16 protein-coding genes are annotated in these 20,272 nt (G+C 71.1%); 10 read left to right on the forward strand and 6 right to left on the reverse strand.

Going from position 1 to position 20,272, the window contains the following annotated elements; translation table 11 throughout:
• Nucleotides 1-258 precede the first annotated feature (258 nt).
• Nucleotides 259-1,269, reverse strand: coding sequence for a hypothetical protein (locus ACFVST_RS16340; protein ID WP_390151538.1), 1,011 nt, complete (start codon nt 1,267-1,269; stop codon nt 259-261).
• A gap of 209 nt (nt 1,270-1,478) precedes the next feature.
• Between ACFVST_RS16340 and ACFVST_RS16345 the strand changes: the two genes are divergently transcribed.
• On the forward strand, nt 1,479-1,724 hold the full coding sequence (locus ACFVST_RS16345; protein ID WP_390151541.1) for a hypothetical protein: 246 nt from the start codon (nt 1,479-1,481) through the stop codon (nt 1,722-1,724).
• Between the two features lie 948 nt (nt 1,725-2,672).
• Here the strand turns inward: ACFVST_RS16345 and ACFVST_RS16350 are convergent.
• Both ACFVST_RS16350 and ACFVST_RS16355 read right to left on the reverse strand, forming a co-directional pair.
• A complete protein-coding gene (locus ACFVST_RS16350; RefSeq protein WP_390151543.1) occupies nt 2,673-3,533 on the reverse strand; it encodes a hypothetical protein in 861 nt (286 codons plus the stop codon).
• Nucleotides 3,534-3,541: 8 nt separating this feature from the next.
• Nucleotides 3,542-3,940 (reverse strand): DUF6507 family protein, encoded by a 399-nt coding sequence (locus ACFVST_RS16355; RefSeq protein WP_390151546.1) that lies wholly within the window; start codon nt 3,938-3,940, stop codon nt 3,542-3,544.
• Between the two features lie 802 nt (nt 3,941-4,742).
• Here ACFVST_RS16355 and ACFVST_RS16360 point away from each other — a divergent pair.
• The 4 genes from ACFVST_RS16360 (at nt 4,743) to leuE (ending at nt 10,032) form a co-directional block, all read left to right on the forward strand.
• Nucleotides 4,743-5,408 (forward strand): RNA polymerase sigma factor, encoded by a 666-nt coding sequence (locus ACFVST_RS16360; RefSeq protein ID WP_390151549.1) that lies wholly within the window; start codon nt 4,743-4,745, stop codon nt 5,406-5,408.
• A gap of 227 nt (nt 5,409-5,635) precedes the next feature.
• On the forward strand, nt 5,636-7,234 hold the full coding sequence (locus tag ACFVST_RS16365; protein ID WP_390151653.1) for a hypothetical protein: 1,599 nt from the start codon (nt 5,636-5,638) through the stop codon (nt 7,232-7,234).
• Between the two features lie 467 nt (nt 7,235-7,701).
• The gene (locus tag ACFVST_RS16370) at nt 7,702-9,303 is read left to right on the forward strand and encodes a methylmalonyl-CoA mutase (protein WP_390151551.1); all 1,602 of its coding nucleotides are present in this window, start codon (nt 7,702-7,704) and stop codon (nt 9,301-9,303) included.
• Nucleotides 9,304-9,381: 78 nt separating this feature from the next.
• Nucleotides 9,382-10,032, forward strand: coding sequence for a leucine efflux protein LeuE (gene leuE / locus ACFVST_RS16375; RefSeq protein ID WP_390151554.1), 651 nt, complete (start codon nt 9,382-9,384; stop codon nt 10,030-10,032).
• Between the two features lie 14 nt (nt 10,033-10,046).
• Here the strand turns inward: leuE and ACFVST_RS16380 are convergent, their stop codons facing one another.
• Genes ACFVST_RS16380 through ACFVST_RS16390 form a run of 3 tightly spaced genes read right to left on the reverse strand, consistent with a single transcriptional unit; the run spans nt 10,047 to nt 13,568 of the window.
• The gene (locus tag ACFVST_RS16380) at nt 10,047-11,195 is read right to left on the reverse strand and encodes an acyltransferase family protein (protein ID WP_390151556.1); all 1,149 of its coding nucleotides are present in this window, start codon (nt 11,193-11,195) and stop codon (nt 10,047-10,049) included.
• 1 nt (nt 11,196) lies between these two features.
• On the reverse strand, nt 11,197-12,597 hold the full coding sequence (locus tag ACFVST_RS16385) for a polysialyltransferase family glycosyltransferase (protein WP_390151559.1): 1,401 nt from the start codon (nt 12,595-12,597) through the stop codon (nt 11,197-11,199).
• Entirely contained in the window at nt 12,594-13,568 is a 975-nt protein-coding gene (locus tag ACFVST_RS16390) for a glycosyltransferase family 2 protein (protein WP_390151562.1), read from the reverse strand. The genes ACFVST_RS16385 and ACFVST_RS16390 overlap by 4 nt, the downstream gene beginning before the upstream one ends.
• Before the next feature lie 198 nt (nt 13,569-13,766).
• Here ACFVST_RS16390 and ACFVST_RS16395 point away from each other — a divergent pair, with 198 nt between their 5' ends.
• From ACFVST_RS16395 to ACFVST_RS16415, 5 genes are all read left to right on the forward strand, one after another.
• Nucleotides 13,767-15,089, forward strand: coding sequence for a DUF6716 putative glycosyltransferase (locus ACFVST_RS16395; protein ID WP_390151565.1), 1,323 nt, complete (start codon nt 13,767-13,769; stop codon nt 15,087-15,089).
• Between the two features lie 203 nt (nt 15,090-15,292).
• Nucleotides 15,293-16,579, forward strand: a complete 1,287-nt coding sequence (locus tag ACFVST_RS16400; RefSeq protein ID WP_390151568.1) for a cytidylyltransferase domain-containing protein — start codon at nt 15,293-15,295, stop codon at nt 16,577-16,579.
• A 26-nt stretch (nt 16,580-16,605) separates the two neighbouring features.
• Nucleotides 16,606-17,547 carry an N-acetylneuraminate synthase family protein gene (locus tag ACFVST_RS16405; protein ID WP_390151571.1) on the forward strand — a complete coding sequence of 314 codons (942 nt, stop codon included), beginning with the start codon at nt 16,606-16,608 and terminating at the stop codon, nt 17,545-17,547.
• Nucleotides 17,548-17,566: 19 nt separating this feature from the next.
• The gene (locus ACFVST_RS16410; protein ID WP_390151574.1) at nt 17,567-18,715 is read left to right on the forward strand and encodes a hypothetical protein; all 1,149 of its coding nucleotides are present in this window, start codon (nt 17,567-17,569) and stop codon (nt 18,713-18,715) included.
• A 148-nt stretch (nt 18,716-18,863) separates the two neighbouring features.
• Entirely contained in the window at nt 18,864-20,135 is a 1,272-nt protein-coding gene (locus ACFVST_RS16415; RefSeq protein ID WP_390151576.1) for an amidohydrolase, read from the forward strand.
• The last annotated feature ends 137 nt before the right edge of the window (nt 20,136-20,272 follow it).

A 20,272-nucleotide genomic window follows, 5' to 3' on the forward strand; every position in this document is an offset into this window, starting at 1 on the left:
GGGGCCTCGTCCGTCGATTACGTCCGGTGTTGCGACTCCGTATCCGTTGGCCGTTCCGAAGTAAGTCGGTTCGCCGGGCGTGACCTTTACGCCGAGAAGTGCGTCGAGTGCATGAAGAGCGGCCGCCAGTCGGGCCACAGGGCGGCACCATCATCTGGCAGGTTGAATTTTGGTCGGCTGTTGCGTGATGCAAGCCACCGGGAGGGGTGCGTCAGTTTCTGATCCATAGGGGCTCTTCGGGAAGGCGTGGACCACGGCTCAGTCGTATGAGGCCTTGACTCTGAGTTCTGCCAGATCCGGTGCGGTGGCAGCGCTGGCCGCGTCCAATCGTCCCGCAACTGGGTCCTCGGGAAGTGAGGCGAACTCGGTCAGTGCGGCTGATGGCGACAGGCCACGGGCGTTGGCCTCGTCCAATCGCTCAATCCAGCGAATTCCTGCTTTGTAGCCGTTTCCTTCCGCCGGCTCGAATGGTTCATAGCTGGCCGCTACCTCTGGATCCGAGATCCAGAGGTAGCCCAGCAAATCTTGTCCCTTCACTACCGGTACATAATGGATTGGTCCCGTCACGGAGCGGGCGTAAGTGGCCGGGCCGAATTCAGGCGTGTAATGGAACACGGCGTTTCGATGGGGGATTTCATGCTGCCCCCATACGTCCGGGATCGACCCGTCACTGTAGTGAAGATTCTCGATGCCATCCTCGGTCGGTTTGCCGAACCACGTGGCGTCATCAGGGTCGATTTCTCCGCCTGTTGCTTCGGAGATATCGTTGAGCGCGATCGCCAGTCGTGGACGGTTCACCGCGTAGCGTTCGAGTTGAGGACGCGCTTTCAGGTCGTACTGCATCCATGCATCAGAATATGCCTCCACTTGAATGGCGATGTAATCAACGACCATCAAAGCATTGAGCGCGAACGCTTTTTCCACTGGGATGTCTGGGTCATACTCGCGGCGAAGACTGGGAGAGTAAGCGTCGATATCGAAACCACCGGGCTCGCCGGGAAACATGTCGGAGCGAATGCTTCGCGCAATACTCTCCGCGCTGTTCGGGGAGATGTTTTCACTGAAGTTGAACTCGCGTCGAAACAGGAACTTATCAATATTGCCGGACTCGTGGATTGAGATCTTGACGGGGATGTCAATCAAGAGGAGTCGATGATTCTTGAGCACGGAGAAGGCCGAGGCGAATGTACGGATGAAATCCGCTAGATGGTCCTGCCCTACTGCTTCGCGGCCCCAGCTCCATCGGGCAACGGGAGTAGAAGTAATCATGGCGTACCTCCAGGCATGAACTCGCCGCCAGGCGGAATCATCAGTGTACCGTCCTCGACGCGAATGACGAATTGAATATTATTCTTCCCGTAGGTCTCGCTCAGGCGTCTCGGAATGCCGTTGGCAACCAAGTCTGCCAGCGTCCCCCTACTGTCGACTACGAAGGTCCTAACATCAGTCCCCGAATGTCTCAATTGTCTGAGATGTCCGTGGATCTTGTTGACGATCTTCTTCGGGTTCTGTATGTCTTTGAACTGTTACCCGTATGTGGTTCCGTGCGAGTCGCGGGCGAAGACATCGAGATCCGTTCCCTCTCCGGTTACCACGCCTTCCTTGATTTTGATTCCACCCTTGACTTCGAAGTCAATGTGATAGTGCCCGCTGTCGCTTATTCGTTCGGCAAGTCGGAGCTGCTCGATACCGCCTGCCATTCCGTTCGTTTTGCTGAGGCTTGAGACGACCGTGTGGTAACCCTTGCTGTTGTATCTTCCCGAGGCGATTATCTCGGCGATCTCGCGGCCTGCGGGGTGGGTGCTCAGGTTGGCGAGTACTGTCTCCAGGTCTCCTGGTTTGACGTCCGAGCCACGCAGTTGGTCGCGTATCTGCTGCTCCAGTTGACTGCCGCGTTCGAGCGGCAGCGCTGTGTCACCGAAGTCTGATCCACCATGGCCCTCGGACCCGCCGTGCCCTGGCCCGCCATGGACATTGCCGAGGCCCGGCGGTGGTGTGTCCCCGCCGCCGGTCGGGGCGGAATCGTGGTGGGGCGAGCCCGCGGAGGGGTCACCATGGGCCGCACCAGGATGGTTGGAGCCGGCGGTCCGTGTCGGTCCGTGCTCGCTGCTCGTCGGGCCGTGAGATCCGTCTCCTGCGCGGGGGCTGTGGGTGGCCTCGTGCGTCGTCTGAGGGGGAACGTGGCCGTCCGCCCGAACATGCGCAGCCCCGCTTCCGCGTCCGCCCACCCCCGCCAACTCGCGATCCGCCGCTGGGGTGTGTCCCGGGGTGTGTCCCGGTGCCGGTTCGTGTGGGGCCGGAGCGAGGTTGGGGGTGCCGTCTGGAGCGAGGGGGATGAGGTGGCCGTCGGGGGTGAGGCGCCAGCGGTTGTTGAGGTCCAGGGCGGTGTTGGGGAACTTCGGTGTGGGCAGGTGGAGTTGGTCGCTGACGTTGGCCAGTACCGTCGAGATCTTGGGCAGGTCGGACAGGGCTCTGGTGGCTTTGAGGCTGCCGGAGACCGGGTCGAGGACCTCGCCGACCTTTGCCAGTGCGGCCGCGCCCTTGGCGAAGGTGCTGCCCTTGGCGAGTTTCGAGGCGGCGGCGAGGGGGCCGGCGCCGAAGGTGAGGAGGTTGAAGGAGACGGTGGCGTGGGCGCGGGCCGGGTCCTCCTGCCACCGGTCGTAGGCGATGAACTACTTGCCGAACTCCTTGGCGTATGTCTTGCTGTCGCGCTGCCAGTCGGAGAGGTGCTCGCCCTGGCCGACGAGGTCCATGCCGTAGGCGTAGCCGCCGACGAAGCTGCGCCGCAGTCCGTTCCAGGCCTCGTCGCGGGCTTCGAGGCCGTGGTAGCCGAGGAGGGTGCCGAGGCTGTCGAGGGTGCCGACGATGTCGTCCTTGATGAGGCCGTCCCAGGCCCAGCTCTTGGCGCCGTGCCCCCACCAGTCGAGGCTCCATCGCTCGTAGGTGCGTTCCTCCGCCGTGCCCCAGGGGAGGTCTTCCGTGTTGTCGAGCGTGTCGAGGCTTTCGCCGTACATGCCGGGGCGATGGCTGCCGTCGTCCTGGATCCACTTGGGTCGGCACACGGCGGGGCTGATGGCGTTGATCTTGTTGGCCGCTCTGCGCTCCGCATCGTGGAAGCCGACGCGGGCCGCTGAGACGGCGCTGATGAGTTCCTTGTTGCGGTCGTGCTTGTCCTGGTCGTCGGTCCAGTCGTCGTCGCCCTCGACGCTTTCCGCGAACGCGATGGCGTCCAGCCGCAGTTGTCTGAGGCGGTCCGCGTGCGGCTTGGCCTCGGTGACGAAGGTGTCCAGGGCGTCGGCGAGCGTCTCGATATCAGCGGCGAAACCGTCGGCCCGGTCCATCACCGGCTGGGTGGAGGAGAGCAACTGCCCTGCTTCGGGGGCCTGGTAGTACGCGGCCGTCGCCTGGAAGCGGGAGTGGATGTCCGCGCCCCCGCCGCGGATGCCGGTGGCGCGCGTCCGCAGGTGGGACGCGGCCGCCTCCACCTTGGCGAAGTCACCGTTGTACTGGGGTATGCCGCTCGCTTCGATCACCGCGGGGCCTACTTCGCGCCGTGGTGGCCGGACTTGCCGCCGACGGCGAGGAGTTCCGCGGGGGTGGGGGCCTTGGCGGCTTCCCGCTGGGCGTGCGCGGCCATCGCCAGGTCGCCCGCGATATAGGCGCTGGTGGCCTCGACGGTGCCGTCCATCGTCTTTCTGGTCCGGGCGGCGAGGAAGCGGATCTCGCCCTCGGTGTCGGTGATGAAGTTCGCCACCGCGGCGCCCACCGGCCCCGTCGGTGCCTCGCCGCAGTACTGGCCGCTGATCGTGCCGACCCAGGTGGCGGCGGTGCGGGCGCTCTTGCCGTAGCCCTTGAGGTCTTTGCTCAGGTCGTCGGCGGCGAGGGCCACCAACGACAGAATCGACTCCACCCCACTGGGCGTGATGTCCCACCCGGTCACGCGAACCCCCCGTACTGCACCGGTAGTTGTGCCTCGCAAGCCCCCTGGCCGGGTGGTCGCGTCGGCAAACCGAGCTGTCGGTCTACCGGCCGCCGACCACCGCCGTACTAGGCAAGTCATGTGTATCAAGCGGGAGTTGCATATGCAACGTATTTCAAGACAGAGTCAGGGCGGGGTCAGGGCCGGGCAAGGGGTGGGGGAGACGGGGGTGGCGCTTGCCCGGCTCCGAGGGGTGGGCGCCGCGCCAAGTGCCGTGAGGCCGGGGCGGAGTGGTGGCGTCCGGGTGCTGAATCGCGCCGAATTGATCAAGGATCGCGGGGCGCGGGAGATCGGGCGCCGCGAGCGGAGACGGGAGGTGGGGAGTGGGTGCCAGGGGGCGGGCGCGGTTCGCGGCGGGTGCCCGGCGAGTCGGCCGCGGGGCGGGTGCGCGTCGGCCGAGTGAGGGTGGGGCGGGCCGTGCCGGCCTGGGCGTTCGCGCGCCGTTTCCGGGGCGGGGCGGTGAGGGGGCGGCAACGGCCGGAGCCGCCACCCCCCACAGGAGAGGCCCCGGCCGCCGCACGGCACGGGCCGCGCGGCGGCCCGTACTACTCTCAGCGTCGGCCCCCGGATTTGTGTCACACCCCACCTTCCACCAGTCTGGTTGCACGTTGTACAACCATGGACGTGGGCGATTTCAAGCCGTAGCGTGCGGTTCGCGCCGGGCTCTGAGGCAGGATCGGACCGTAGCCGTCAGTTTGAGTGACCCGATGGTCGAGCAGCCAGGTCCGCGGGAGCGGCGTCTATCGGGCGCAAGGGGAGTGTAGTGCTGGGGGACGACGCGGAGCTGACCACCGCGGTGCTTGCGGCACAGGACGGAGACGAGACCGCGTTCCGTACTGTGTACCGTGCCGTGCACCCGCGGCTGCTCGGTTATATACGGACGCTCGTCGGGGAGCACGACGCGGAGGACGTCGCCTCCGAGTCCTGGCTCCAGATAGCCCGCGACCTGCACCGCTTCACCGGCGACGCGGACCGCTTCCGCGGCTGGGCGGCGCGGATAGCCCGCAACCGGGCCCTGGACCACATACGTATGAGGGGCCGCCGCCCCGCCATCGGCGGCGACGAGACCGAACTCACCGGCCGGGCCGCCACCGCCGACACCGCGGGCGAGGCCATGGAGTCCCTCGCCACCAGCGACACCATGTCCCTCATCGCCCAACTCCCGCAGGACCAGGCCGAAGCGGTGGTACTGCGCGTCGTCGTCGGCCTGGACGCCAAGAGCGCGGCGCAGGCCCTCGGCAAACGTCCGGGTGCCGTGCGCACCGCCGCCCACCGCGGCCTCAAAAAGCTCGCCGAACTCCTTGACACCGCTCCGCACGCTCACCGTCCCGAAGGGCTCGACCTGGTGCCGCCGCAGCGGCCCCGGGATGCCGCACCGGCACCCGCCGGTGTGACGAGAACGCCCGCACGGACGCAGAAGGACATGTGATGGCCGACGAGAACTCCCTCTGCCCGGGAGACCAGGGAGACCCCGGAAACCAGGGAGACCGGGGCGTCCGGGAGGCCCAGGAGACCCGGGGCGACCACGGAGAGCCGGGCGGATTCGGCGTCACCGGTGCACAGGGCGTTCCCGGTGCCCACGGAGTGCCCGGCACACTTGGCGGTCACGGAGGGCCCGGCGGACCCGTCGGTTCCGGCCACCACGACGTTCCCGGTGTGTCCGGCAGCCACGGTGTGACCGGCGTACAGGGCTCCGCTCATGGCACGCGGGCTGTCCGGGGCGTACCGGGCCGGCCAGGTGTGCGCGGCGCCCCCGAAGAGGCCCGCGCCTCCGGGGACTTGGGTGGCCGGGGCGGTACGGGAGCCGTCGACGCACCCGGTGGCCAAGGCGTCCCCGGCACCCGAAGCGGCCCCCGCGCCCCCGGCACCCGCGGCCGCGGTTCCGACGTCCCGGACAGCCACGGAGTCCCGGGCCGCCCCGGCGACCACGACGGCCTCGACCACCCCAGCGCACCCGGCACGCACGGCACACACGGCGCACCCGGTACCCACCCCGCCCCCGGCGCTCAGGAGCCGCCGCCGCGCCTCTCCGTGGCGGGTGCGACCGGTCCGGCCCGCCCCGGTTTCCCGGGTGGTGCGGTGCCGGGCGGGGACGACGGTCACGGTGGCTGGCTGGACCCGGATACCGCGGACCGGCTTCTCGACGGCGCGCCCCTTCACACCGGGCATCTCGACGCGGCCGGTGCCGCTCGGCTGGAACGGCTCGGCCGGGCCCTCGACACCCTTGCTGCCCGCCACCGCACCCGGGAGCCTGCTGCGGCCGAACTCCCGGGCGAGGCCGTCGCGTTGGCCGCCTTCCGGGCAGCCCGCACCACCTGCCCGCCCGCCGCCACGCCCTCCCTCGCCACGGTGGCCGCCCACAGCGCCGATGGCACCGACAACGCCAACAACACAGCCGATGTCGTCCACTTGGGCAACGCCCCCCGGAAACCGGCGCGTTGGGCCAGGCCCGCACGGTACGGACTGGCCGCGGCGCTCGCGGGCTGCATGATCGGCGGTGTCGCGGTGGCCGCGGGCACCGGAGTCCTGCCCACCCCCTTCGGCAGGGACCGTACGCCGGAACCGGGGAGCAGCGTCTCCGAGGTCGTCACCCCCAAGCCCCTGATGTCGCCCACCCCGGACGACACCGACGGCCGCGAGAAGCGCGACGGCAGCCGCCCCGGTACTCCGGAGGGCAGTCCCAGTCACGGTCGGCGCAACCCCAGCACCTCTCCGAGTCCGGGCACCAGCCGGCCGGGGCTCAGTACGCGCCCCAGCATCGATCCGCACCGCGGCGGCGACCCGGTCGGGACTCCGTCCTGGTGGCCCCGGGTTGTCCAGGCCTGCCGCGACTACCGGGCGGGCAAGCCACTGGACGGCGACGGTCGCCGCGAGCTCGACGACGCGGCCCGCGGACGGGAACGGGTGGAACGGTTCTGCGACGCCGTCCTCGCCGACTCCGGCAGCTATAAGCCGGGCCTCGTCGGCGGACAGTACGGCGGAGCGTCCGGCGGTGGGTCCGGCGGTGGGTCCGGTCGGCAGGGCGGCGACCAGGGCGACACCGACGGCGGTGGCGAGGGCGGGGGCGAGGACGGCGGTGGCAACCGCCAGAGCGTCCCGCCCCAGAGCCGGCGGACCGCACCCCAGAGCACCGCGCCCCAGAGCACCACACCGGAGAGCGCCGCGCCCCAGAGCACCCCGCCGCAGAGCGGTGAGTCGGAGGCCGGGACGCCCTCGGTGGACCCGTCGGAAAACACCGGCACCCCAGGGGTGTGACACTTTCGCGCCGGGTGACGCAGTAACTAACGAGCCGACTGGTCATCGGCCGAGCACGAGCCGGGGTTCCCCCCGTACCCACGGCTCAGTGCCACCGGCGCGGGCGGGACACGTTCCCCCGATCCCGCCCGCGCCCCCTTTCACTCCCTCTCCTTCTCTCTCCTTCGCTCCGGTCCTCTCCGGCTCGGTCCGGCACCGGCGCACCTTCCCCAGGATTCCCCGTCTCCACCCATCTGCCGTTGGCCGGTGGGGAGTTGGCGGTGCCGGTAGGGTGCGGCCGGGGTCGCGGTCGGAGTGGTGGGTGGCGGTGTGTTCCCGCCGGCGGGGCCCGCTGTGAGGAAGGTCCCAGCGTGTGGCTCTCCATCGGCCGCACGGCCCCCACTACAGTCCGTTGCAAGGCTGACTCGTTACCAGTTGGTCACGCGTGGTCCGCCGGGCGAGTCGGAACATCAACTGGAGGCACAGTCATGGGGCGCGATGCGGGCGGCGGTCGGCACACCGAGAGCGGTCTGCCCATCGAGCCGGTCTACGGACCGGACGCGCTGGGCGAGTGGGACGCCGCCGAACAGCTCGGCGAGCCGGGCTCGTTCCCGTTCACCCGCGGTGTGTACCCCAGCATGTACACCGGCCGGCCCTGGACCATGCGGCAGTACGCGGGCTTCGGCACCGCCACCGAATCCAACGCCCGCTACAAGCAGTTGATCGCCAACGGCACCATGGGGCTCTCCGTCGCCTTCGACCTGCCGACCCAGATGGGGCACGACAGCGACGCGCCGATCGCCGCCGGCGAGGTGGGCAAGGTGGGGGTGGCGATCGACTCGATCGACGACATGCGGGTGCTGTTCGGCGGGATCCCGCTGGACAAGGTGTCCACCTCGATGACGATCAACGCGCCGGCCGCCCTGCTGCTCCTGCTCTACCAACTCGTCGCCGAGGAACAGGGCGTGTCCGCCGGCCAGTTGACCGGCACCATCCAGAACGACGTGCTCAAGGAGTACATCGCCCGCGGCACCTACATCTTCCCGCCGAAGCCCTCGCTGCGGCTCATCGCCGACATCTTCAAGTACTGCAAGGCCGAGATCCCCCGGTGGAACACCATCTCGATCTCCGGCTACCACATGGCGGAGGCCGGCGCCTCACCCGCGCAGGAGATCGCCTTCACCCTGGCCGACGGTGTCGAGTACGTCCGCACCGCGGTCGCGGCCGGGATGGACGTGGACGACTTCGCGCCGCGGCTCTCCTTCTTCTTCGTGTCCCGTACGACGATCCTGGAGGAGGTCGCCAAGTTCCGTGCCGCGCGCCGGATCTGGGCGCGGCTGATGAAGGAGGAGTTCGGCGCGGAGAACCCCAAGTCGCTGATGCTGCGCTTCCACACGCAGACCGCGGGGGTGCAGCTCACCGCGCAGCAGCCGGAGGTCAATCTGGTGCGGGTCGCGGTGCAGGGCCTGGCGGCGGTCCTCGGTGGCACCCAGTCGCTGCACACCAACTCCTTCGACGAGGCCATCGCGCTCCCCACCGACAAGAGCGCCCGCCTCGCCCTGCGCACCCAGCAGGTGCTGGCCTACGAGACCGATGTCACCGCCACCGTGGACCCCTTCGCCGGGTCGTACGTCATCGAGAGGATGACCGACGAGGTGGAGGCCGCCGCCCTTGAACTCATGGGCAAGGTCGAGGAGTTGGGCGGCGCGGTGAGCGCCATCGAGCACGGTTTCCAGAAGTCCGAGATCGAGCACTCCGCCTACCGCATCGCGCAGGAGACCGACGCCGGTGAACGGGTCGTGGTCGGCGTCAACCGCTACCAGCTCGACGAGGAGGAGCCGTACGAGCCGCTCCGCGTCGACCCGGCCATCGAGCAGCAGCAGGCCGAGCGGCTCGCCGCGCTCCGCGCCGGACGCGACCAGGCCGCGGTGGACGACGCCCTCGCCGAGCTGCGCAAGACCGCGGAGAGCGAGGACGGCAATGTCCTCTACCCGATGAAGGCCGCCCTGAAGGCCCGCGCCACGGTCGGTGAGGTGTGCAACGCGCTGCGCGAGGTGTGGGGCGCGTATGTGCCCGGCGATGTCTACTGACGGCGCCCGTACCGGGGGCGGTGTCCGTACCGCGGAACGGGATGGGTGGGTGGCGCGGCGGCGTGCGACACTCCGGACATGTTCGGTGTCATAGACCTTCCCACCTATCTGGCGGGGCTTGTCCTCATCATCCTGCTGCCCGGCCCCAACTCGATCTATGTGCTGTCCGTCGGGGCACGCCGCGGAGTGCGGGCCGGGTACCGGGCCGCGGCCGGAGTGTTCTGCGGGGACACCGTGCTGATGACCCTGTCCGCGGCCGGGGTCGCCTCCCTGCTCCAGGGCAATCCGCTCCTCTTCGGCATCGTGAAGTACGCCGGTGCCGGCTATCTGAGCTGGCTCGCCCTCGGCATGATGCGTTCCGCCTGGGGCATGTGGCGCGACCGGCGTGAGCGGGCCGCCGCCGGGGAGGGCGCGGCGCCCGCCGAGGACGAGCGGCCCTTCCGGCGGGCCCTGGTGATCAGCCTGTTCAACCCGAAGGCGATCCTCTTCTTCATCGCCTTCTTCGTGCAGTTCGTCGACCCGGCGTACGCGCACCCGGCGCTGTCCTTCGTGGTGCTCGGGCTGTTCGCGCAGTTCGCCAGCTTCCTCTATCTGAGCACCCTGATCTTCACCGGTACCCGTCTCGCCGCCGCCTTCCGTCGCCGCAAACGCCTCTCGGCCGGGGCCACTTCGGCGGTCGGCGCCCTCTTCCTCGGCTTCGCGGTGAAACTGTCGCTGGCCAGCGCCTGAGTCCGCCCGGCTCCTCAACGGGGCGGCAGGGAACGGGTGTTGCGGAGCAGCGCGGTACGCAGCAGCGGGGTGGCGGGTCGCTCCACCCAGCGGTGCAGCAGCCACGCCAGGAGCAGCATCCCGCCCGTGGCCAGCGGGAACGTCGCCCAGGACGGGACGCCGAGGCCGCGGTGGAGGAAGCGGATCGCCACCCAGCCCAGATGCTCGTGGACCAGGTAGAACGGGTAGGTGAGGGCGCCTGCCACGGTGAGCCAGCGCCAGTCGACGCGGTCCAGGGCACCCAGGGCGATCGCCCCGACCAGTGCGAAGCCGGCCGTCACCACCAGCACGACGACGGTGGCGGAGCGGTACGAGAAGAAGTGCGGGTCGGCCGGGTGCCAGAGTTCGGTGACCGCGTAGTGCTGCCCGATCAGCCAGTTGACGCCGACGATGCCCCAGGCGAGGGTGTCCCGCCGGTCCCGGTGCAGTAGGTAGAGGCCCATACCGCCGATGAAGTACGGCGAGTACTGCGGCATCAGCACCAGGTCGAGCAGTGGTTGCCCGGCGGCTTCGGCGAGGGCCGCGCCCAGGGTCCACAGCGCGCAGAACAGCACCACCCGGCGCCGGGTCACCCCGGGCAGTACCAGGCAGAGCGCGAAGAGGGCGTAGAAGCGGACCTCCACCCAGAGTGTCCAGCAGACCCCGAGGACCCGGTCCGCGCCCAGGGGTTGCTGGAGCAGGGTCAGATTGAGCAGGGCGTCGCTGGGGGACACCGCGGCGAACACCACGGGCGGCAGCGCGAAGACGGCCGTGACCAGCACCACCGCCACCCAGTACGCGGGCATCAGCCGGGATGCCCGGGAGGCGAAGAAGGCGCGCAGTGGGCGGCCCCAGCCGCTCATGCAGATGACGAAGCCGGAGATGACGAAGAAGATCTGCACTCCGAGGCAGCCGTAGGCGAACCACTCGTGCAGGGTGGGGAATTGATGCCGCAGGCTGCTGCCCCAGGCGCGGGCGACCTCACCGTCCCGGCCGCCGTAGTGGTAGGCGGCGACCATCAGCGCCGCGACCAGCCGCAGCCCGTCCAGCGCCCGCAGCCGGCCCCCGCCGCGGTGTGTGGCTGGCCCGACTGCGGTGCCCGGTACGGGAGTTGGGGCACGGAGCGGGGTCGCGGTGTGCGTCATCTCAGCGGCGTACCGAGCGCTTGAGGGTGCGGGCCCGGCGTACCGCGCGCCGTAGCCGTGCGCTGCGGGGGATGAACGCCAGTTGGGCCGGGACCGCGCCGGGCAGGCCCAGCGCGGTCAGCCGGCGGCGTTTGAAGTAGCGCCGGGTGTGTGCGTCCAGCCGGGTCGACAGATAGGCCTCGGCGTCCGGCCGCAGTTCGGGGTGGAGCCTCGGCTGCATGGCGTAGCCGACCGCCGTCACCAGCCCGCCCAGCCCGGCCGCGGCCGACCGGACGGACTGCGCCTCCACTGCCGCGCGGTCCGCCAGCTCCGGCAGCAGCGCGTCCACGAGGGTCACCGGCACCCGGTTGCTGTTCTGGTACGGGGTCAGCCGCTCCAGCAGCAGCTCGGTGCCGACGCGCGCCACCGGCAGCCCGTACAGGGTGGACGCGGTCAGCAGGGCCGTGGAGAAGCAGCCCACCACCAGTGCTGGGCGCATCCGCTGGTACAGCACCTCGGCGAGGACCGGGGCGTCGAGCACCAGCAGTGCCACGCCGGACCGCGCCGCCTCCTCCTCCAGCAGCCGTGAGGAGCGGGCCGGGGCGGTGGGGTGCGGTTTGAACACGATCCGCCGGTGGCCGAGCGCGACCGCGCCCCGCAGCATCCGCAGATGCAACTGCTCCTCCTCCGCGGCGTCGAGGATGTCCAGCGCGGAGAGGTACTGGCCGAGCAGCAGCGCGGGTGCCTCGGGTGGGGTGGCCGGTGCCGGTTCCGGCAAGTGGTCTGTCGCGTCGGCGAGTTGGGCGAGGACCTTGAGGAAGGCCTCCGCGGGCACCACCTGCGGTGCCACGTCGAACTCGGTGAGCAGCAGCGGTGTGAGCCCCGGCACCAGATCGAGATGGAGCAGCCGCCGGATCCGGGTGCCGACCAGCGGGTCCAGCTTGTTGCGGGTGGGCCCGTAGCTCATCAGGCCGTCCGCGTACACATCGACGGGGGCGCCGGTGAAGATACGGGTCACCGCCAGGGCCGGTTCGACCTGGATGGACTCCACCACCAACTCCACCCGGTCGTCGCCCAGGCCCCACTCCAGCCGCAGATACCGTTCCCACAGCGGCAGATCGTCCGTACGGGGCGACCAGGCGCCGGGGTGGAAGGGCGCGATGGCCGCGTTCCAGGACCTCAACTCGTCGAAACGGCCGCGTAGTTGCTCGAACCCTGGCATCCGGTCGACGGGGGTGGTGGTCTCCGGATTGGCCGCGTTGTTGGCGATCAGCAGCACGCTGCGGTCGACGGGATCGAAGCACCCGGCGTCCACGGCCGCGGCCAGGGTCGCCGCCCCGTAGAGGGTGGACGCCAGCAGGACGCGGGTGGTGCGGTGGCCGGCGGTGGGGGACGTGGGGGAGGTGGGGGAGTGGCCGGTCATGCGGCGGCCTCCGGGGCGGGGCGGCGGCGCAGTCGGCGCAGCCTGGTGGCGCGGGCCGCGTCCATCGAGTCGAGGGCCTCGTCCAGCACCCGCTGCGGCATTCGCCGAAGGGCCGCGCTGCTCAGCGATTTCAGTTTCCGCGCCACGGGCGGTTCGAACCTTTCGATGGTGCCGAGATGATGGGAGATGATCGCGCAATAGGTGCGCACCGCTTTCGGCAGGAGTTTCTCCGCCTCCTCGTCCGCCGCGGTTTCCCGTACCACCTGGTCGAATGCGCGGATGAAATCCAGTTGCCGCACATCGCCGATCTGCGTCAGTGAGGAAGCGACTCCGCGCCGGTAGAAGACGCCGAGCAGGCCGACCGCGGCAAAGGAATCCGCTTCCCGGTGCAGCCGCCAGATCCACGGCCGGTCCTCCGCGGTGCGCAGCCCGTCGGTGAAATGCAGCAGTCCCCGGTCCAGCAGCCGCCGGTGGTAGATCCCGGCCCAGGCGTAGGCGTAGTCCACCGAGGTGGAGCGGCCGGCCGGGAGGATCGCGGTGCGCGGATCGGCGACCTGGCCGCGCGCCCCGTGCGGCACCCGGTGCACGCTACGGGCCCGCGCGGTGCACTGCACATGGTCGGTACGGAGGAAGTCGCAGCCCAAGTCCTCGGCGGCGGCGACGAGTTGGCGGTAGTAGCCGGGGGCGAGCCAGTCGTCCCCGTCGAGGAAGGCCAGGTACTCGCCGCGCGCCGCGTCGATCCCGGTGTTGCGTGCGGTGGCCAGTCCTCCGTTCTGTTCGTGGCGCAGCAGGACGGCGCCCGGCAGGTCCCGCGCGGCGCGTTCCAGAAGGTCCCCGGTGCCGTCCCGGGAGCAGTCGTCCACCAGGATGAATTCGAAATCCGCGCGCGCGTTGGCACGCAGACTTCTCAGGGTTTCGGATGCGTATTGCCGCACGTTGTAGAACGGCACGATGACGGAGAGCTTGACCACCCGGAAGACGTTAGATGGCCGCCCGTCATTCGTTCTGACCCGCGGTGGGACGGCAGGTGAACGACGGGCGGCAGAATGGTTAACCCGCCCCGCAATCAGGCCACTTCCGCCTCGGTGACCCATTCGGCGATGTGCTGTTAACCCTTTGTTGCCCCTCGGTTGGGCCGCGGCTACGAATGGCTTCCTAGCGTCTGGGGCGTGCCAGCAAGTACCACGAAACCCCTGCGGGTCGCCGTACTCGCGGATTCCGACACCCGGTGGAAATGGGGCGCCCTCACCGCGCACCGCATCGCCCGCCGCGGCGGCGCCGATCCGCGTCTCGACGGCTGCCTGCTGCGCGGCCGCGCCACCCCGACCCCGCGCCAACTCACCGAGGTCGGGGTGGCGCCCGACAGCCTGCGCGAGGTCACCACCGCCGAGTTCCTGCGCCTGGCGGGCGAGGAGGACCGCTACGACGTGCTGGTCCTCGCCCTGGTCGGCGGCGGGGTGCAGGCCCTGCTGCACGGCCTCGCCCACACCTGGCGCGACCGCACCCGCCGCCCCGCCGTCGTCACCGGCTATGTCGGAGTGGTCTACGAGAAGCTCACCGACGGGCTGCTGCTGCGGCACGGCGCCGACCTCGTCCTGGCCAACTCCCGCCATGACGCGGAGCGTTTCCGTACGGTCTACCGCGGGGTGGGGGCCGACCCGGCGCCCGTCACCGAGACCGCGCTGCCCTTCCTCGGCGGCGCCCCCTACACCCGGCCCCACGACCCGTACACCGTGGTCTTCGCGGCGCAGCCCTCGGTGCCCGCCGCCCGGGGCGACCGCGGTTATCTGCTGGGCCGGCTGGTGCGGCACGCCCGGCTGCACCCCGACCGCGAGGTGCTGCTGAAACTCCGCAGCAAGCCGGGCGAACACACCACCCATATCGAGGAGTTGCCCTACCAGCGGCTCGCCCGCAAGGTGCCCGGCGGACTCCCGCCCAATCTGCGCACCGTCTACGGGCACATGGGCGAGGTGCTGGACCGCACCGATCTGCTGGTCACCGTCTCCTCCACGGCCGCCCTGGAGGCGCTGCACCGGCGCATCCCCACCGCGATCCTCACCGACCTCGGCGTCCGCGAACCGCTGGGCAACCACCACTTCACCGGCTCCGGCTGCCTCACCTCCTTCGACCGGCTCGACACCGGTCACCGGCCCGAGCCGGACCCCGAGTGGCTGGCCGGGCAGGGCGTCGCCGCGGACGGCGGGCACGAGCGGGCCTTCGACACCGCCCGCGCCCGCCTCACCGCCCTCCTCGACGCGCCCGCCCTGCCGCCGCTCGCCCCCTACTACACGCCCACCACCGCGCCGGGCTATCTGCCCGGCATCCTCGCCCGCCACCACCTCGCCCCCGACGGCAGCCCGCTGCCCGGCACCCCGGGCACCGGCCAAACCCCGGGCCCCGTACGGCAGTTGGTACGCCGCGGTGCGCGCGGCGCCTACCGGCACGGGGTGCAGCGGGTGGCCCCCGCGATCCGGCGGATGGGCGAACTGTGACCACCCCGACCAGGGCCTGTCCGACGGATCTTCGTGGGCCCACGACCCCTGGCACGCACTCTCGCCGCACGCCCGAATCACCCAAGTACGTCCAGTACGAGGGTGATCCGGGCGCACGCCGAGAGCACGCACCAGACACTGCGGGCTGCTCCATGAAGATCCGCCGGACAGGCCCCAACCCACCCACCATCCACGGAGTTCCCATGCCCCGACCGGAAGCGGGCAGCACTGGCCACGGCGAGCAGCGCCGCGTCCTCGCCGTGATCCCCGCCCGCGGCGGATCCAAGGGCGTACCCGCGAAGAACCTCGCGACCGTCGGCGGCGCCCCCCTGGTGACCCGCGCCGTCCGCGCCTGCCAGGGCGCGCGGCACATCACCGAGGTGGTCGTCTCCACCGACGACCCCGCGATCGCCACCGCCGCCCGCGAGGCCGGTGCCGAGGTGGTGCCGCGGCCCGCGGACCTCGCCGGTGACACCGCCACCAGCGAGGCCGCCGTACTGCACGCCCTGGACGAGTACGAGCGGCGGCACGGGGCGGCCGTCGACGTGGTGCTGCTGGTGCAGTGCACCAGCCCCTTCCTGCTCGCCGAGGACCTCGACGGGGTGGCCGGCGCGGTCGCCGTGCAGGGCGCGGACACCGCCGTGACCGTCGCCGCCTTCCACGGCTTCGTCTGGCGCGACACCGCCGACGAACCCGCCACCGCCGACCTCGCGGCACGCACCACCGCCACCGCGACCCGCACCACCACCGGCGGCTACGGCGTCAACCACGACAAGAGCTTCCGGCCGCGCCGCCAGGACCGCCCCCAGGACCTGCTGGAGACCGGCGCCGCCTACGCCATGGACGCCACCGGCTTCCGCCACCACGGCCACCGCTTCTTCGGCCGCACCGAACTGGTACGCACCGACCCGGCGCGCGTCCTGGAGATCGACGACCCGCACGACCTGGCCCGCGCCCGCGCCCTGGCCCCCCTCTTCGACACCGGACGGGGACCGCTGCCCGGCCGCGGTGACGTGGACGCCGTCGTCCTCGACTTCGACGGCACCCAGACCGACGACCGGGTCCTCGTCGACTCCGACGGCCGCGAACTGGTCGCCGTGCACCGCGGCGACGGCCTCGGCGTAGCCGCGCTGCGCCGGGCCGGACTGCGCCTGCTGGTGCTGTCCACCGAGCGGAACCCGGTCGTCGCCGCCCGCGCCCGCAAGCTCAAGGTGCCCGTCCTGCACGGCGTCGACCGCAAGGACCTCGCCCTCAGCCGCTGGTGCCGGGAACAGGACGTCGACCCCGGGCGGGTGCTCTACGTCGGCAACGACGTCAACGACCTGCCGTGCTTCGACGTCGCCGGCTGGCCCGTCGCCGTCGCCTCCGCCCAGGACGCGGTACGCGGCGCCGCCCGCGCCGTCACCACCCGCGACGGCGGCGACGGCGCCATCCGGGAGATCGCCGGCTGGCTCCTCGGCCCCACCCTCTCCACCCCTGACACCGACTGACCCCCGAACCTGGAGGAACACCCCACATGAGCACCAACTCCCGTCTGCGCGGCCTCGGTTCGAAGACCGCGGGCCCCGGCCGCCCCGTCTACATCACCGGCGAGATCGGCATCAACCACAACGGCGACCTGGACAACGCCCGCAAGCTGATCGACGCGGCGGCCGAAGCCGGCTGCGACGCCGTCAAGTTCCAGAAGCGCACCCCGGAGATCTGCACCCCCCGCGACCAGTGGGACATCGAACGCGACACCCCCTGGGGCCGGATGACGTACATCGACTACCGGCACCGCGTCGAGTTCGGCGAGGACGAGTACCGCGCCATCGACGAGTACTGCCGGGAGAAGGGCGTCGCCTGGTTCGCCTCCCCGTGGGACACCGAGGCCGTCGCCTTCCTGGAGAAGTTCGACGTGCCCGCGCACAAGGTGGCCTCCGCCTCGCTCACCGACGACGAACTGCTGCGCGCCCTGCGCGCCACCGGCCGCACCGTCATCCTCTCCACCGGCATGTCCACCCCGAGGCAGATCCGGCACGCCGTCGAGGTCCTCGGCTCCGACAACATCCTGCTCTGCCACGCCACTTCGACCTACCCGGCCAAGGCGGAGGAACTGAACCTGCGCGTCATCCACACCCTCCAGCAAGAGTACCCCAACGTCCCGATCGGCTACAGCGGCCACGAGACCGGACTCCAGACCACCCTGGCCGCCGTCGCCCTCGGCGCCGCCTTCGTGGAGCGGCACATCACCCTGGACCGCGCCATGTGGGGCTCCGACCAGGCCGCCTCCGTCGAACCCCAGGGCCTCACCCGCCTGGTCCGCGACATCCGCACCATCGAGGCCTCCCTCGGCGACGGCGTGAAGCAGGTCTACGAGTCGGAGCTGGGCCCGATGAAGAAGCTGCGCCGCGTCAACGGCGTCGTCGCGGACGAGACCGCCGGAGCGGCGGCCGACCGCGAGCCGGCCGCGGTCTGACCCGCCCCCACCCACGGCCATGACCCCCCGCACCCCGGCGGCACCCCCCGGCCCGCCCACCGCCCTCGCCTTCGTGGAGAGCCCCGTCCAACTCCTCAACGTCCTGGAGTGGGCCCACCACACCCACCGGGACGCGACGGCGGACGGGCCGGGCGGCTGCCCCGGGGACACGGCGGCCCCCGGCACCCCGGGCACCGTCGCGGTGCCCGAGCGCACCCCCGTCACCCTCGTGGTGCTCTCGCCCAACGACCCCATGACCCGGGGCCAGTTGAGGCGGATGGCGGAACTCGCCCGGGGTGAGGGGCACACCGTCCGCTGGGAGGAGGCCCGCGGCGGCACCACCGCCCCCCTCGCCACCGTCCGCGGCCTCACCCCACTGCTCCGCTCCGCCCACCGCGTCGTCATCGGCGACCCCTTCTCCCGCTACGTCCAGCTCCTGCTCACCCTGGCCCGCGCCCGCGACCTGGTGATCGTGGACGACGGCACCGCCACCATGGAGTTCACCGCCCAACTCGCCCGCGGCGAACGGCTGGTGCGCTGGCACCGGCGCGGCGGGCGGCCGGGACCCCGGGAACTGCTGCTCGCCCCCGTGTCCGGCACCGCCCGCCGCCGCCTCACCCCGCGCGAGGGCCGCCGGGTCGAGGTCTTCACCGCGATGCCGGTCGAGCAACTCCCGGACGGGGTACGGCTCACCGCCAACGACTTCGCCTGGACCCGGTCCCGCTTCGGCCCGCCGCGGGTCTCCGCCGGAGCCGACCTGGTGGGCACCTCACTGGTGGAGACCGGCGTCGTCGACCCGGACCGGTACCTCGCCGCCGTCCGCGACCTGGCCCGAGCCCACGGCGCCACCCGCTACTTCGCACACCGCCGGGAGCACACCGACAAACTGCACCGGCTGGCCACCGAAGCCGGCCTCCAGATCGTCCGCCCCGATCTGCCGCTGGAGGTCATCGCCCGCCGCGGCCCCATCGGGCACACCATCCTCAGCTTCCCGTCCACCGTGGTGCACACCCTGCCGCTGGCCCTGGCCGGTACCGGGGCGGGCGTCGCGGTCTGCGACATCGACCCGGCCTGGCTCACCGCCCACGCCTCCCCCCGCGCCCAGGGCTTCCTCGCCGGAGTCACCGGCACCGCCCACGCCGCCCGCCGCCTCACCGGCACCCCCTGAAGCGCGTGTCACCGTCACCGAAAAAGGCGTAGCTATACCCGCTGGATGCCCGGTTTATTCTTCGCAGAGACGATTCTCCTCGTCTAAGTGGCTTAAATTCTCTTGATCAGGGGTGGCTCGGCCGGTCCCGGGGCCTACCCTTCGAGGGGTGAACCAGTTGACGTCTCCCGAGTCCGACGCCGACCTGCCCGGGAATGCGGTTGCCCCCGGCGAGCGGGGAGTGCTGCCGGGCGGCCTCCCCGGCAATCTGTCCGAATCCCTGCGCTCCGAGCTGATCGCCTTCCGGCGCGATCTCCATATGCATCCCGAGCTGGGCAACCAGGAGTTCCGCACCACCGCCGCGCTCAAGGCCAGACTGGAGCAGGCCGGGCTGCGGCCCCGCGTCCTCGGTACCGGCACCGGACTGGTCTGCGACATCGGCGACGAGGCCGACCCGCGGCCCAGGCTGGCGCTGCGCGCGGACATCGACGCCCTGCCCATCCCCGACACCAAGACGGGCTGCGTCTACCGCTCCACGGTGCCCGACCGCGCCCACGCCTGCGGCCACGACGTCCACACCACCGTCGTACTCGGCGCCGGGCTGGTCCTCGCCGGGCTGCACCGGGAGGGCGCCCTGCCGCATCCGGTACGGCTCCTCTTCCAGCCCGCCGAGGAGGTGCTGCCCGGCGGAGCGCCCGACGCGATCGAGTCCGGGGCGCTGGACGGGGTGGGCCGCATCATCGCCGTGCACTGCGACCCCAAGGTGGAGGCCGGCCGGATCGGGCTGCGGCACGGGGCCATCACCTCCGCCTGCGACCGCCTCGAAGTGGCGCTGGACGGGCCCGGCGGCCACACCGCCCGCCCCCACCTCACCACCGACCTGGTCACCGCCGCCGCCAAGGTCGCCACCGAGGTCCCGCAACTCGTGGCCCGCCGGGTCGACGCGCGCTCCGGGCTCTCCGTCACCTGGGGCCGTATCGAGTCCGGGCACGCCTGCAACGTGGTGCCGCAGCACGCCGAGCTGTCCGGCACGGTGCGCTGTCTGGACCTCGACTCCTGGCGGCTGGCGCCCGACCTGGTGCACGCCGCCGTGGACGAGGTCGCCGAGCTGCACCGGGCCAAGTCCGAGGTCAACTATGTGCGCGGGGTGCCGCCGGTGGTCAACGACCCGGTGGTCACCGAGCTGCTGCACGAGGCCATGACCACCCGCCGCGGCCCGCACTCCGTGGAGGACACCGAGCAGAGCCTCGGCGGCGAGGACTTCTCCTGGTACCTGGAGCATGTGCCCGGCGCGATGGCCCGGCTCGGGGTCCGCCGCCCCGGCGAGCGCACCATCCGCGACCTCCACCAGGGCGACTTCGACGTGGACGAGCACGCCGTCACCGTCGGTGTGGAGCTGTTCACCGCCGCCGCACTGCTGGACGCCGCGCAGCGCGCCTGATCCCCCTGCCGGGTAACGGTTCGCACCGCTCTTCCCCGGTCCCCGCCCATCGGGCGGGGACCGGCCGCTAGGGTGCCGCCAGACCCGGCCCCGTCTTCGCCGTACACCGCGCCGTACACCGGGTGGCCACAGCTCGG

Source organism: Streptomyces sp. NPDC058045, from assembly GCF_042885635.1.
GTDB lineage: Bacteria > Actinomycetota > Actinomycetes > Streptomycetales > Streptomycetaceae > Streptomyces.